The 13,058-nt window shown below is 64.1% G+C and carries 14 protein-coding genes; 2 read left to right on the top strand and 12 right to left on the bottom strand.

The window, feature by feature from the left end; translation table 11 throughout:
- Positions 1 to 92 precede the first annotated feature (92 nt).
- A complete protein-coding gene (locus BMF89_RS16925) occupies positions 93 to 419 on the top strand; it encodes an NAD-dependent epimerase/dehydratase family protein (RefSeq protein ID WP_078108233.1) in 327 nt (108 codons plus the stop codon).
- A gap of 90 nt (positions 420 to 509) precedes the next feature.
- Here BMF89_RS16925 and BMF89_RS16920 read toward each other — a convergent pair whose 3' ends face one another.
- The 6 genes from BMF89_RS16920 to BMF89_RS16895 form a co-directional block, all read right to left on the bottom strand.
- A complete protein-coding gene (locus BMF89_RS16920) occupies positions 510 to 812 on the bottom strand; it encodes an antibiotic biosynthesis monooxygenase (protein WP_078108232.1) in 303 nt (100 codons plus the stop codon).
- Between the two features lie 63 nt (positions 813 to 875).
- The gene (locus BMF89_RS22010) at positions 876 to 1,271 is read right to left on the bottom strand and encodes an STAS/SEC14 domain-containing protein (protein ID WP_216353840.1); all 396 of its coding nucleotides are present in this window, start codon (positions 1,269 to 1,271) and stop codon (positions 876 to 878) included.
- Between the two features lie 97 nt (positions 1,272 to 1,368).
- Positions 1,369 to 1,932, bottom strand: a complete 564-nt coding sequence (locus BMF89_RS16910; protein WP_078108230.1) for a GNAT family protein — start codon at positions 1,930 to 1,932, stop codon at positions 1,369 to 1,371.
- A gap of 81 nt (positions 1,933 to 2,013) precedes the next feature.
- Entirely contained in the window at positions 2,014 to 2,382 is a 369-nt protein-coding gene (gene crcB / locus BMF89_RS16905) for a fluoride efflux transporter CrcB (RefSeq protein WP_078108229.1), read from the bottom strand.
- A complete protein-coding gene (locus BMF89_RS16900; RefSeq protein ID WP_078108228.1) occupies positions 2,379 to 2,876 on the bottom strand; it encodes a CrcB family protein in 498 nt (165 codons plus the stop codon). Before BMF89_RS16900 ends, crcB begins: the two co-directional genes overlap by 4 nt.
- A complete protein-coding gene (locus BMF89_RS16895) occupies positions 2,873 to 3,409 on the bottom strand; it encodes a universal stress protein (protein ID WP_253190867.1) in 537 nt (178 codons plus the stop codon). The genes BMF89_RS16900 and BMF89_RS16895 overlap by 4 nt, the downstream gene beginning before the upstream one ends.
- A gap of 107 nt (positions 3,410 to 3,516) precedes the next feature.
- Between BMF89_RS16895 and BMF89_RS16890 the strand changes: the two genes are divergently transcribed.
- Entirely contained in the window at positions 3,517 to 4,251 is a 735-nt protein-coding gene (locus BMF89_RS16890) for an SOS response-associated peptidase (RefSeq protein ID WP_078108227.1), read from the top strand.
- Between the two features lies 1 nt (position 4,252).
- On the opposite strand, the gene BMF89_RS21740 is transcribed toward BMF89_RS16890, so the two are convergent.
- The 6 genes from BMF89_RS21740 to uxaC all read right to left on the bottom strand — a co-directional run bounded on the left by BMF89_RS21740 (position 4,253) and on the right by uxaC (position 12,985).
- Positions 4,253 to 4,522 carry a hypothetical protein gene (locus tag BMF89_RS21740; protein WP_139359719.1) on the bottom strand — a complete coding sequence of 90 codons (270 nt, stop codon included), beginning with the start codon at positions 4,520 to 4,522 and terminating at the stop codon, positions 4,253 to 4,255.
- Positions 4,523 to 4,658: 136 nt separating this feature from the next.
- Positions 4,659 to 7,007, bottom strand: coding sequence for a gluconokinase, GntK/IdnK-type (locus tag BMF89_RS16885; protein ID WP_078108226.1), 2,349 nt, complete (start codon positions 7,005 to 7,007; stop codon positions 4,659 to 4,661).
- Positions 6,997 to 8,226, bottom strand: a complete 1,230-nt coding sequence (gene manD, locus BMF89_RS16880) for a D-mannonate dehydratase ManD (RefSeq protein WP_059387443.1) — start codon at positions 8,224 to 8,226, stop codon at positions 6,997 to 6,999. Before manD ends, BMF89_RS16885 begins: the two co-directional genes overlap by 11 nt.
- A 118-nt stretch (positions 8,227 to 8,344) precedes the next feature.
- Positions 8,345 to 9,790, bottom strand: a complete 1,446-nt coding sequence (gene uidB / locus BMF89_RS16875) for a glucuronide transporter (protein ID WP_078108225.1) — start codon at positions 9,788 to 9,790, stop codon at positions 8,345 to 8,347.
- 379 nt (positions 9,791 to 10,169) lie between these two features.
- Entirely contained in the window at positions 10,170 to 11,492 is a 1,323-nt protein-coding gene (locus BMF89_RS16870; protein WP_078108242.1) for a mannitol dehydrogenase family protein, read from the bottom strand.
- Between the two features lie 86 nt (positions 11,493 to 11,578).
- Positions 11,579 to 12,985, bottom strand: a complete 1,407-nt coding sequence (gene uxaC / locus BMF89_RS16865; protein WP_078108224.1) for a glucuronate isomerase — start codon at positions 12,983 to 12,985, stop codon at positions 11,579 to 11,581.
- Positions 12,986 to 13,058: the final 73 nt, after the last annotated feature.

The raw sequence follows: 13,058 nt of genomic DNA, 5'->3' as shown, positions 1-13,058 counted from the left end.
GTCCTCGCCGACTACGACGGCGCCGCCGAACTGGACCAAGGCATCAGCATCCTGCTCGCCGGACTCGCAGCACCCCTCGTCGGAGGGAAACCATGACCATTCTCGTCACCGGAGGAACCGGCTTGGTCGGTCCCCGTCTCCTCAAGAGAGTCACCGAAGCGGGCATCGAATGCCGCGCCCTCGTCCGCCCCGGAAAAGAACTCCCGGATGGCGTGGAACGCGCCGAAGGTGACATCCTCAGCCCCGAGTCCCTGCCGGCAGCCGTGGAAGGCGTCACCGCGGTCATCCACCTTGCCGCAGTATTCCGCACCCGCGACGACCGCCAGATCTGGACAGTGAGCTATCCCAGATCGTCGGCCACCCCTACGGCTCTTCCGCGGAACCGCTCACCCACCCTTGGAAGGGACAAATGGATGTGAGCCTCGCCCGCAGCCTCGGGTTCACGCCGACCATCAGCACCGTCTACGAAGCCGTCCGCAAAGGCCTGCTCTGACCCGCACGCGGATCCATTACGAGGCGCGTTTCGGAACCGTCGTGAAGTGCTCGACGACGGGGAACGGGTCGTAGAAATGGTGCAGCAACTCCTTCCACCGCTCGTAGTCGGCGGACCCGCGGAAGCCTTCCGTGTGGGCTTCTATCGAGTCCCACTCAACGAGAAGTAAGAAGAGGTTCGGGGACTCGATCGAGCGTGAAATCGACAGGCTGCGGAACCCCGGCTGCCTGCTGATCAGGGGTCGAGCCGCCCGGAAGGCCTCTTCGAAATCGGACTCGCCGCCGGGACGTACGGGGAGGATCGCGTGCTCCAAAATCACTCGCTCAGCATCTCACAGCCGCCGCTTTGAGGGGCCGCATACCCACTCCAAAATCGCGGTGAATCAGACCACCGCTTCTTCCAACGCCTGGGGATCCGGCAAGCCTCTCAGCCATTCCCTGGCGTCCTCGACGGACGTGAAGTATCCGTGCGGGCACTCTTGCTCACGCAACAACGCGGCAGCCATCACTCGATCGACCACCGTAGCCCCGACCAGTGCAACAGCGGACACAAACCGGGTCCCCAACAGCGTCGCTCTGGCCTCGAGACCCAAACATACGTCCACGACCTCGACGAGCATCGGCTGTAGCCGACCTCCAGTCACACCCCGGACAGCAGCGACGACGGCGTCGGCATCGGCGCCCGATACCGACGAACCTGGCGCCCACCGCAAATGGAAGGTACCCCCTGCATCTACATTCAAGTTTGCGTTTGCGCAGGTCAACGCAATTTCCAACATGGGCCCCCTTAGTCCTCAGATGAGGCTAGTGGACCCGCGGGGCAAAAGTGATTAATCGAACAGTTTCGTCACCGTGGCCTTGAGTGACCCCCTACTCTCAGCGAGCGATATCAGGCCGTGTGCTCATCCATTCCGCGCGAAGTGTTGAAAATACCTCTTTGTCGTATCGCTTTCCGTCGTAGACCCAGCTACTGCGAAGGACTCCGTCCGAACGCATACCCAGTCGCTGCGCGACAGCAACACTGCGGTCGTTGTCGGTGCGGCACCGCCATTCGATGCGGGACATCCCACGCTCCACGAATGCCCACTCCATGAGCAGCTGGACCGACCGGGTGATGAGACCGCCTCCGACAGCACCGGGTTCGAGCCAGCAGCCGATCTCGCAAATGCCCCAGGCGGAGTCAAACGTCACAAACATCACGCCTCCGACGATCCTGCCTTCGTTCCAGAGTCCATAGATGCGCGCCCCGTCGTTCGCAGTGGCTGTGGCGTAACGCTGAAGCGTAGCACGGGCACCCTCGACGGTGTCGGTGACAAAGGTCGGTCCGACCCACGGCCGGATATGGTCTCTCGCCCTGTTCATGTGCTCGGCAAACTCGCCGGCGTGCCATGGCTCAAGGGGCTTCAGGACGACCCCGTCCTGCACGACTTTTTCAAACATAGAGTTCTCCTGAGGGGTTATTCCAGAGTTTGGTTGCCACTGGGTGTAGGTGACTTTCCCGGACGTGTGCGGTGTACCGCTTCAGAACAACAAGACGAGCCCGACGCCGGCTGCCGCGGCCCCGACGCATGCCGCCATAGTGCCCACGCCGTTAAGGAAGGCAAGGCCGGTCCGGCCGCTCTGGACAAGCCGGACCGTCTCCAAGCTCGCCGTACTAAAGGTCGTGTATCCGCCGAGGAATCCAGTGCCGAGAATCAGCTGAAGGGATTCGGGAGCCTGATGCGCCATGACCAGTCCCGCCAGGATCCCCATGAGCAGCGACCCGGAGAGGTTGATGAAGATGGTGCCCAGCGGCAGCGCAGTCCGGGCCCAGGAACGGACCACTCCGTCCACCACGAAACGCGCAGCCGCCCCTGCACCGCCCGCGAGCGCGATCAGAAGGAGCGTCATGGCTGGACCTTCCCCCGTGGGGCGGATTTGTGCCGGAGCGTCCCAAGCCAGATACCAAGGGTTGTGGCCGCGACGCCGCCCAACAGGCTGGCCACCAAGTACCACATAGCGTCCACTCCGCGTCCTGCTCCGAAGAGATGCACCGAGTCCAGCGCCAGGGTGCTGTAGGTGGTGTAGGCCCCGAGGAAACCACTTCCAATGCCCAAGCGGGCAATCCGGCGGAGACCGGCGTCGGGCCCGCTCCGCGCGAGCGCTTCGAGTAGCCAGCCCAGCGCGAGCGCGCCGGACAGATTGATAAGAAGGGTAGGCAGCGGCCAGGAGTCCGGCGCGGGAAGCGCCATGCCAAACCCGTAGCGGCTCAAAGCCCCGAGGATTCCTCCGGCTGCGACGAGCAGAACGAACCGGCCGTGTAGATGGAGGGGTCGGTGCAGGGTCCTGTCCGTTGGCGCCGTCTTTGCTTCGGCTCCGGGAGGGGCGGGGCTGCTTTCCTTCATTGATCCCTGCTTGGGTCGTGACGGCCCAAGGGAACCATGAGCACGGGGCAGTTTTGGCGATGTGCCAGATGCAAGGCTACCGATCCGGTGACCAGTCCTTCAAACTTCGGTCCGAGGCCGTGTTCCTTTGTTCCGACCACGATCATGGAAGCGTTGATGCTCGCCGCGTAACGGCCTAGTGACCGGGCAGGCTCGCCGGCAAGCATCACGAAGGTCCACTGCACGCCCGTTCCATCGAGTTGATCCGCGATGCGGGAATGGAGCGACTCCGAGATGGCCGCGGCGTCGTCGTCGATTCCGTCGGGATCAATCGCCTGAGCGGCCAAGTGCCCGTCCCGGTCCCCTGCCGCCGGGAAACTCGTGACGTCGGCGAAGGCAAGGACCAGCTCCAAACCGGCGCTGAGCGCTACTTCAGCGGCTTTCTCAACCACGGTGCGAGGCTGGTGCGGGAGAACCCCGGCCAAAACGGGTCCGGTCAAGCGCGCGGGGCCGCCCTTGGCCAGAGGCATGTCCTCGCCGCGCGGGTTGCTCATGGGTGCCCTCCAAATGTCCGGACTATCAGGATGCGGATTGGTCCATCTTGCTCCAGTATGGACTTCGACGGCTGGCGTTGTCCCAAGCGCTAAGCGAGAATGTCGATATGTGCGGTCGGTTCAGTGTCGGTTTCGAGGCAGACTATCTCTCGAGGAAGCTCGGTGCCGTGTTGCGCGGTGATACCGACTACCCCTCGCCAACGCTCCAGATCAACCCGACCGACCCCGTGGTCTTTCTGCGGGGACGGTCAGGAGACGGGTCAGTCGGTCGCGAGCTCGCGGCCGGGCGATGGGGCCTGGTTCCAACATTCTCCAAGTCCTTCGATTCGAAGGTGCCCACTTGGAACGCGCGATCGGAAACGGCTGGCGCAACACCGGCATTCAGGGCTTCCCTGCCCAAGTGGCGGGCGGTGGTTCCGGCCTCTGCCTACTATGAGTGGAAGAAATCGGGGCCCGGCCGAAAGGATCCCAAGCAGCGCTACATCGTCGAACCTCAAGATGAGCTGATTACCTTCGCCGGCTTGTTTGCGCCCTGGCGTGACGAGAGCATCGAGGACAAGTCGGCACCCGGCGCGTGGCGTTTGTCCTGCTCGATCCTGACCATGGACTCACCTCCGGAAGGCGTCCATGAGCGGCTGCACAATCTGCATGACCGGATCCCGGTTCCGATCTCTCCGGACCTGATCGACGATTGGATCGACCCCAAGGAAACCAGGGGCCAGGCCTTGTTGGACGCCGTGCTGGGCGAGGCGTATGCCTTGTCGTCGGCGTGGACGATGAGGCCCGTGGAACTCGTCGAAGACAACACCAAGCTGGTGGACGTCGCGAACCCGGCCGCCTGACTCAACGCTCGTAGCGCAGCTCGGCCCTCACGTCCGTATCCTTCAGCCACGTCAATCTGGTGGCCGATCCGAAGGGATTCGGCCACCACTGGACCAGGACCTTGCCCTCCGACGTCCGGGTGACCATGGCCGGAACATATTGAAGGTACTTCGGCCAAACGAGCTTGGCGATCACGGGCACCCTGGAGACGGTTGAAAGGGGCTCCGTTTGGCGCGGAGGCGGGGCGCCGACTGAATTCAACGGCGCGGGGTATTCGGGCTGGTCAGGCATGCCCGAATACTACTGCGGGGCATCGACAATATGGAGGTCAGGAGATTCGAACTCCATAGCTCCAGGAAGCCGGCCCCGGCGTGCGGCAGCCACTCCCCGTGCCTCCGGGAAGTGGCCGCCACAGGGTGGAACCGGCCTATAACCGTGTGTCGAACGAATCGCAGAACACGTTCTCGTTGAACGTCCCCTGGAACTCGGACTTGCCTTGGATTTTCTGGATGGTAGCCCGGATGGCCTCGCGCGTCCCTGCATGGGCGTTGATGGCCGTCCTGACCATCGGCACGTCGATCAAGTGGTTCGGCTGGTTCAGCGAGACGAACACCGTGGGGACTTCCGTGACGTACCAAGGGATTTCTGCCGCCATGGGGCTGGACCATTTGATGCGGATCGCCGCCTCCTGGGCAAAGCCCTTGACGTTGGCGAAGACGAATGCGGCATCATACTTGTCCGCATAATCGGCGGTGGCTTCGTCGGAGATGACGCTCATGAAGTTCACGCCCGACTCCCCCGCAGCCTCACGCTGTTCCGCCGTCTTGAAGAGGTGGACCTCGAACCCCGCGGCTTCAAGTTCCTCCTTGACCGTATCCAGGTAGGCCAGCGGGTCCGCCCGGGTGAAATCGGATCCGCCGGAGATGCCGTACAGGCGAATCCGCTTGTGGGTTTCCGGCGTGACGGGCAGGTTGCCGGCGGTGTCCTTGATCAGGGTGACGGTTTTGTCCGCGATTTCGGCGGCGACGGCGAGGTGGGCCTCGCTGCCGATCAGCCGCAGCGCCTCGGCCGACGGCGTCAATTCTTGCGGCAGCTTCTTGTGCAGCCCCAGGCTGGCCTTCAACCCCAGGATCCGGCGCAACGCGTCATGCAGGCGCTGATCGGTGATCACGCCGGTTTTGTAACCGTCCATCATGTATTGGAAGTCCTCCGTAGGGTTGCGGAAGAACAGGAACATGTCGCAGCCCGCGGCGATGGTGGCTGGAACGAGGTCCTTGCGCTTCTTTGCCTGGGTGAGTCCGACCATTTGCGATGCGTCAGTGAGGATCAGTCCGTTGAAGCCGAGCTCGCCACGGAGCAGGTCCTGCAGTAGCTCCGGAGCAAGGGTGGCGGGCAGGATATCCCGGTCTTCAGTCCCCGGCCGGAAATGCCGCGTGAGCTCAGGAGCCCCGATGTGTCCGACCATGATGGATTGGACCCCGTGGCCGATCATCTCCCGGTATACGTGTCCGTAGCTGGAATTCCACTCCGCGTACCCGAGCGTGTTGTACGACGTGACCACGTGCTGGTCGCGTTCGTCCACGCCGTCGCCGGGGAAATGCTTGATGGCGCAGACGGTGGGAGATTCGCTGATGCCGTCGAAGTACTCCTTGGCGCGCTCCACCACGATTTCCGGTGTGTTGCCGAACGCCCGGGTGGAGATGACCGTGTTGCGCCAGTTGTAGTGGATGTCCACGATCGGCGCGAACGCCCAGTTGCAGCCCAAAGCCGCGGTTTCCACTCCGGCCACCTGGCCCATTTTCCTGGCAATGGACTTGTCCGGGTGGGAACCGGCCTGCAGGTGGGTCGACACGAAGGTTCCGTCGTCGCAGCTTCCAGCTCCGCCCATTTCCGGGTTGGAGGCGACCAGGAGCGGGATGCGTGTTTTGGACTGGGCATAACGGATGTGTTCCTGGACTGCGGCGGACGGGCCCGGCCGGTACCTCATCCCGCCGACGTGATAGTTCTCCAGCACGCCGTCGAGGTACTCCGGGGAGTAATCGTTGTTGTGGTTGATGAAGAGCTGCCCGATTTTTTCCTCGAGGCTCATGCCTCGGATGGTGGAGTCCACCCAGGCAACGGCGTCGTCGTCGAGGTTGAACGGCGCCGACTGGAGGTCGACGTCGAACTGCCGCGCCTGGGTGCCCACGGCGCCGGCGCGGGTGTGCCCCGCCGTAGCTTCGGAGCCTGCGACGGCGGCAATCCCGGCGAGCGCCTCCGCGACCACCTCGCTGACCGGTACGGCGATGTCGACGACGAACCCGGCCTCGTCGGCGTCGAGCGGTTCCAGCGTGGCGAGCTGTGAGTCCAGCAGCGCGGGCGGCATGAAGTGGCCGGAACGGCCCTCTGTCCGTTCCCTCAGCACCTCTTTGCTGCCATGAAGGTGCAGGAAAACCGTGTCGGGTGCCTTCTCGCGGATGGCGTCCCGGTAGCTGCGCCGGAGGGCAGAGCACGCGAGAACCAGCCCGCCGTCGCCCGCGTTGGCGAGTTCGGTGCCCACGGTCGCGAGCCAGGGCCAGCGGTCTTCATCGGTCAGCGGGGTTCCGGCGGCCATTTTGGCAACGTTCTCCACCGGGTGGAGGGAATCGCCGTCGAGGAACGGAACTCCCAGCGCCCGGGCCACGAGGTCCCCGATGGTGGTCTTGCCGCAACCTGAGACGCCCATCACCACGATGCGCCGCGGCTTGTTCCCTCCGGCGATGGGGTCGCCGGCCGTGGCGACGCTCCTACCAGTCATGGACGGTGCCGTCCACGAGTCGGTTGTAGGGCAGGTAGGCCTGCTGGTACGGGAAGGAGTTGGCGGCTTCTTCGTTGAATTCGACGCCGAGGCCCGGCTTGTCGCCCGGGTGCAGATAGCCGTCGGTGAAGGTCATGGACTGCTCGAAGACCGTGTTGGTCTTGTCTGAGTGCTGCATGTACTCCTGGATGCCGTAGTTGTGGATGGCCAGGCCCACGTGGAGCTGCGCGGCGAAACCGACGGGCGAAATGTCGGTGGGGCCGTGGAAACCGGACTTGATCTGGTACTGGGCGGCGAAGTCCATCACCTTCTTCAGCGGCGAAATTCCGCCGAAGTGCGTCGACGCGGCGCGGACGTAGTCGATGAGCTGTTCCTTGATGAGCGTCTGGAAGTCATAGACCGTGTTGAAGATTTCGCCGATGGCCAGCGGTGTTGTGGTGTGCTGGCGGACCAGGCGCAGCCCTTCCTGGTTTTCGGCCGGGGTGCAGTCTTCGAGCCAGAACAGGTCGTACGGTTCCAGGGCCTTGCCGAGCTTGGCAGCCTGGATGGGGGTCATGCGGTGGTGGCCATCGTGCAGTAGCGGGATTTCCGGGCCGAATTCATTCCGAACCGCTTCGAAGACGGTGGGCAGGTGGCGCAGGTAGGCGCGCGTGTCCCAGTCCTCTTCCTGTGGGAACGCACCGCGACCGGCTGGCTCGTAGTCGTAGCGCTCACCCGAGGCCTGCGCCTGTGCGGCCACGCCGTACACGGCTTTGATGCCCGGGATGGCAGTCTGGATGCGGATCGACTTGTAACCCAGCTCCAGGTGCTCCCGGACCGAGTCGAACAAGGAAGGGATGTCCGCGCCCGAGGCGTGGCCGTACGCGCGCAGCCCGTTACGGGAGGCACCGCCCAGGAGCTGGTAGACCGGCAGCCCGGCCACTTTGCCCTTGATGTCCCACAGCGCCATGTCGACGGCGGCGATCGCGGCCATGGTGACCGGACCACGGCGCCAGTACGAGGAGCGGTAGAGGAACTGCCAGGTGTCCTCGATGCGGTGCGGGTCCTTGCCGATCAGCAGCTGCGCAACGTGTTCCTTCAGGTACGCGGCCACGGCGAGTTCACGGCCGTTCAGGGTCGCGTCGCCGATGCCGGTCACGCCGTCCTCGGTGGTGATCCGCAAGGTCACGAAGTTCCGGGTGGGGCTGGTCACGAAGACTTCAGCGGCAATGATTTTCACAGCTGGTCCTTTCAGGGTTGCTGATCGAGGGCTGGCCTGGCCCGGATGCGACGTGCACCACAGGGCGGGTAAAGACGATCTTAGGATGGATGACAATTATTGGCAACCGGTTGCAGTATTATTTCGTCGAGATATTTCCCGATCCACCGGTCACCGGCGAGGTTTCCGCGACCGCTCGACCGGGAGGATTCCCGGCAGCGCCTCCCCCGCCGATTGGCTCGGCGCCGGAACTTTCGAGGGAACGGCGGGCTTTGATTTCGCCCAAAATCTGCGCATGGAACGCGTCGCTCAGCTTGTATTTGGCCATGACGACGATCGCGAGGATGGTCATGACGGCCGGCAACGCACCTGCGGCAAATTGGATGGCCTGCAGGGATTCGGTGCTGTGCGCAGTGCCCGACTTATAGCCGCCCGCCGCGAGTGCGTATGCAGCAAGGGCTCCGCCGACGGCCTGGCCCGTCTTGCGGGTGAAGGAGAACAGCGCATAGGTGATGCCTTCAGTCCGGACACCGGTCTTCCATTCGCCGTATTCGACCGTGTCAGCCTCCAGGGCCCACACCACAATATTGACGGCCATGACGCCCAGCATGCTCAAGAGCAGACCGGAGAACCCGACCCAGACCATGGCGGCCGGAGCGAAGAAGACGATTGCGCCACCGATGATCGCGAGGACCCCGGCAGCCACGTAAATGGTCTTCTTGCCGAAGTTCCGGACCAGCCGTGGCATGAGCGGAGCGAGGGCAAATGTCACCACCAGCTGGACGATCGCGAGGGCGGCGTAGAGATCCAGCCGGCCGAGTACGTCACGCAAGTAGTACAGCTGCACCGAGGACAGCGCCATGTAGCCGGTCAGGAACAGGAAGGAACTCAGGCACAGCATGAGCAACGGACGGTTGGTCTTGAGTGTCGCCATGCTTTGCTTGAAGGAAACCTTGGGGACCGCCCGGTGAACGCGCTCCTTGGCGGTGAGGAATGTGAAGAAGTACAGCGCTGCGCCGATCACGACGAAGACCAGGGTAATGATGGTGAACGTGGACTGCAGGTTGGCGCCGGGCCTGATCAGCGGTGCCACGAAGATACCCAGCGCGGAACTGACCATAAGGGCGCCGACCATGCGGGCCGAGCCCAGTTTTGCCCGCTCCCCCGGATCTTGCGTCATCGCGCCGGCCAGCGAACCGTAGGGGATGTTCACCAACGAGTAGGCCAGCCCGAGGGCGGCGTACGTCACGTAGGCGTAGAGCAACATCCCCGTTTCGCCAATCTGCGGAATGGAGAAGGCTGCGACACTCAGGAGCAGCAGCGGGATGGAGCCGAACATGATGAATGGGCGGAATTTTCCAAAGCGCTTGCTGTACGCGCGGTCAACCAACCGTCCAGCAAAGACGTCAGCGAAAGCGTCGAAGATCCTGACGGTAAGCAACAGGGTCCCGGCGGCCGCCGCGGAAATGCCTGCGACGTCGGTGTAGTAGACGAGCAGGAACATGGTGGCAGTAGTGAAGGCCAGGTTGTTGGCGGCGTCGCCAGCCCCATAGCCTACGATGCTGAGTTTGCTGAGCTTGTTCATTGCGGGCTCCTTTACCCTTGCCGGTACCCCATGTTCCGGCTTGCGATGATGGAAAGGCTTCGGTCGAATCAGGCCTGAATTAGTTGAAGCTTGATGTAATTCTAGTCACCTCGGCAACCGTTAGGCAAGCGGTTGCCAAATGTTTCCATGAAACATTTCCGCGTCAATGGGAATCCAGCGTCCGTCGGGGAAAAATGCCACATGCGTGAGCGAGCGTCAGGAGAAAACCCCACATACGTGAGCGAGCGTCGGTTGCGCCGAACGCTCGCTCACATATATCGAATATCCGGCGAACGCTCGCTCATGTATCGGGGCCTAAACGACGGCGCCCGCCGCCTTCACGGGGAAGGCAACGGGCGCCGTCGAGAGTGCCTGCGGACTACCTAAGGTTGCCAGCGGCCGCAAAGGACTCGGCCAAACGTTCAACGAGGTCCACGATCCCCGCGTCGGCAACCAAGTCGGGATCAACGAGGCCGAGCAGGGCCTCGAGCCGTGCACGGCCGGGCAGGAGGTTCGCGGCGGCAATGTCTGCCGCTTGCGGGTCCTGGAGGCCTGTAGCCGTGGCGGTGTAGGCAGTCCAGGCCGCGATCATCCGGGCAGCGGCCTGGCCGCTTCGGCCGGCGGCGCGCTCGGCCCGGAGTACAGGCAGCGCCCGCATGCGCAGCTTGGCACTGCCATCCATGGCTATCTGGGCCAGATGGTGGGCGATCCGGGAATTGCCGAAACGCTCCAGCAGGGCAGCCCGGTACTCGGGGATCCGCAGGTCCTCACCCGGCAGGTTGGAAGCGGCCTCGTCCCAGAAGTCCTCCACTGCCCGTCGGCAGAAATCGTCCGCGAGGGCTTCTGCCACGGTCTTGTGTCCGCGCAACTGGCCGGCATAAGCGAGGAGGGAGTGTGCGCCGTTGAGAAGCCACAGCTTGCGGTTCTCGTACGGCTCGATCTCGTCCACGAAAACGGCGCCTGCGTCCTCCCAGTGCGGTCGCCCCGCGGGGAAGTCCCCGCTGAGCACCCAGTTGCGGAAAGGCTCGGCGACCACGGGCGATTCGTCGCGGTAGCCGCACGCGGCAGCGACGGCGTCGATGTCGGCGTCCGTCGTCCGCGGCGTGATGCGGTCAACAGAGGTACTGACAAAGCTGACGTTGGCGTCGATCCAGGCGGCGAGTCCGGCGTCGAACGCCTTGGCCATCCCCAGCACGGCGCTCCTGGCGACGGTCCCGTTGCTGGAGAGGTTGTCGCAGCAAACCACGGCGAGGGGACCGGCGTCGGCGTCGCGGCGCGCTGCGAGGCCCAGCACGAGCCTGCCCAGCGGCGTCGTCGGCTTGCCGGAAGCAGAACCGCCGGCGAGGACGGCGAGGTCCGCGACGACGTCGGGCGCTTGGTTGTCCAGCTTCCCGTCCGACCCGATCCGGTAAGCAGCCTCGGTGATGGTGAGCGTGATGAGCGAAGTCAGCGGCGCGGCGACACGGTCGACGAAACGCTCGACGTCGGCACCGTCGACGGCCTCGACTATGCTGCCGATGACTTCGAAGGAGTCTCCTGCGTCCGAGCGTTCCACGACGGTGTACAGGCCGTCCTGTGCGGCGAGGACCTCTGCTGCATCCGGGCGGCGGCCGGTGAAGGCTGCGATGCCCCACTCAGCCGCGTCGCCTGCATGCTGGGTGTACCAGGCCTGGTGGGAGCGGTGGAAGGCTCCCAGTCCCATGTGCACAATGCGCACCGGGGCTTTGCCGATTGGCTTGATGGCACGGCTCAAGCGGGGAAGATCCGCAGTTTGCCCGGGTTCGTTGCTCACAGCTTGAAGACCCTTCGGGGTGAGGAGTCGACGACGTCGACGATGATTTCATGGGCTCGGTCTTCGCTGACACGGTGCTCGGCCACGAGGCGGGCGAGGAAGGACGCTTCGATCCGGCGGGAGGCGTCGTGCCGCGCAGGGATGGAGCAGAATGCGCGGGTGTCGTCGATGAAGCCCGAGGACCGCGAAAAACCGGTCGTTTCGGTGACGGCGGAGCGGAAGCGGAGCATGGCGTCCGGTGCGTCGAGGAACCACCACGGCGCGCCAAGGTACACAGAGGGGTAAAAGCCTGCCAGCGGGGCCAGTTCGCGGGAGAACACCGTCTCGTCCAGGGTGAACAGCACCAGGTGGAAGTCCTTGGCCGTGCCGAAGTCCTGGAGCAGGGGGCGGATGGCTTCGGTGTAGTTCGTGGCAAACGGGATGTCGTGGCCGGTGTCCGCTCCGTACGCCTCGAAGGTGGGCTGGTGGTGGTTGCGGAATGAACCCGGGTGGATCGTCATGACCAGGCCGTCTTCGACCGACATCCTGGCCATCTGGTACATCATGTGGGCCTCGAAGGTGTTGCGGTCCTCGGCCGTGGCCTTGCCGGCGCGCGCCAATTCGAAGATCCGCTCGGCTTCGGCCCGGTCCAGCTTGAGCGTTGCCGGGGTGAGGACGCCGTGGTCCGCGGAGACCGCGCCATGGTCCACGAAATAACGACGGCGGTTTTCCAGGGCCTTGATGTAGCCGGCGTAGCCGGTGGTCCCGTCGCCGGCGGAATCGACAAGCCTCTCCACGTTGGCACTCCACGCCGGGTGCGCGATGTTCAGGTAGGCATCCGGACGGAAGGTCGGAAGCACGCGGCCGTTGAACGAAGGATCCTCGGCGATCGCCTTGTGACTCGCCAGGCTGTCCAGCGGATCGTCCGTGGTGGCCAGGACCTCGATGTTGAAGTCCTTGAAGAGCTGGCGGGGACGGAAGTCGGGCTCGACGAGCTTGGCGGCAATGGCGTCGTAGCTGGCGTCGGCAGACATCTCGCCGAGATCCGCGCCCAGCTTGAACACGCTCTCGAACTGCGTGCGCAGCCAATATCCGGACGCCGTACCCTCGAAGAGGGGCCAGGCCTGGACGAAAGTCCGCCAGATCTCACGCGATTCGGACGGGTTGGCGCTTTCCGAGAGCAGTCTGTCCATGGGGACTCCGCTGGCGTGGATCAGCCGGGTGACGTAGTGGTCCGGGCTGACGAGGAGCGCGGCCGGATCAGGGAACGGGGTGTTGTGCTCGATGACGGCGGCGTCAACGTGGCCGTGCGGAGAGATGATGGGCAGGTCCTGGACGCGCTCCAGCAGGGAGTGCGCAATGCTGCGCGTCCCGGGATCCGCGGGCAGGAGCCGGTCAGGATTGGCTGCGATCGACTGTGACATAGGTCAATTTTCAGCCCGAAGAACCGATCTGTCAACCGGTTGCCAACTATTGCCATCCCGTTGCAACCCATCC

It is taken from the genome of Arthrobacter sp. SRS-W-1-2016, from assembly GCF_002009585.1.
In the GTDB taxonomy this organism is placed as follows: Bacteria; Actinomycetota; Actinomycetes; order Actinomycetales; family Micrococcaceae; genus Arthrobacter; species Arthrobacter bambusae_A.
Note: the sequence above shows the minus strand (reverse complement) of the source record. Positions and strands in the feature narration are given on the sequence as shown.

Coding starts and splice junctions, on each gene's coding strand:
- uidB (WP_078108225.1), bottom strand. CDS start 9,790: ATGAACAAGCTCAGCAAACTCAGCATCGTAGGCTATGGGGCTGGCGAC.
- crcB (WP_078108229.1), bottom strand. CDS start 2,382: ATGACGCTCCTTCTGATCGCGCTCGCGGGCGGTGCAGGGGCGGCTGCG.
- BMF89_RS21740 (WP_139359719.1), bottom strand. CDS start 4,522: ATGCCTGACCAGCCCGAATACCCCGCGCCGTTGAATTCAGTCGGCGCC.
- BMF89_RS16870 (WP_078108242.1), bottom strand. CDS start 11,492: ATGGGACTGGGAGCCTTCCACCGCTCCCACCAGGCCTGGTACACCCAG.
- BMF89_RS22010 (WP_216353840.1), bottom strand. CDS start 1,271: ATGTTGGAAATTGCGTTGACCTGCGCAAACGCAAACTTGAATGTAGAT.
- BMF89_RS16885 (WP_078108226.1), bottom strand. CDS start 7,007: ATGACTGGTAGGAGCGTCGCCACGGCCGGCGACCCCATCGCCGGAGGG.
- BMF89_RS16895 (WP_253190867.1), bottom strand. CDS start 3,409: ATGAGCAACCCGCGCGGCGAGGACATGCCTCTGGCCAAGGGCGGCCCC.
- BMF89_RS16910 (WP_078108230.1), bottom strand. CDS start 1,932: ATGTTTGAAAAAGTCGTGCAGGACGGGGTCGTCCTGAAGCCCCTTGAG.
- uxaC (WP_078108224.1), bottom strand. CDS start 12,985: ATGTCACAGTCGATCGCAGCCAATCCTGACCGGCTCCTGCCCGCGGAT.
- BMF89_RS16900 (WP_078108228.1), bottom strand. CDS start 2,876: ATGAAGGAAAGCAGCCCCGCCCCTCCCGGAGCCGAAGCAAAGACGGCG.
- BMF89_RS16925 (WP_078108233.1), top strand. CDS start 93: ATGACCATTCTCGTCACCGGAGGAACCGGCTTGGTCGGTCCCCGTCTC.
- BMF89_RS16890 (WP_078108227.1), top strand. CDS start 3,517: ATGTGCGGTCGGTTCAGTGTCGGTTTCGAGGCAGACTATCTCTCGAGG.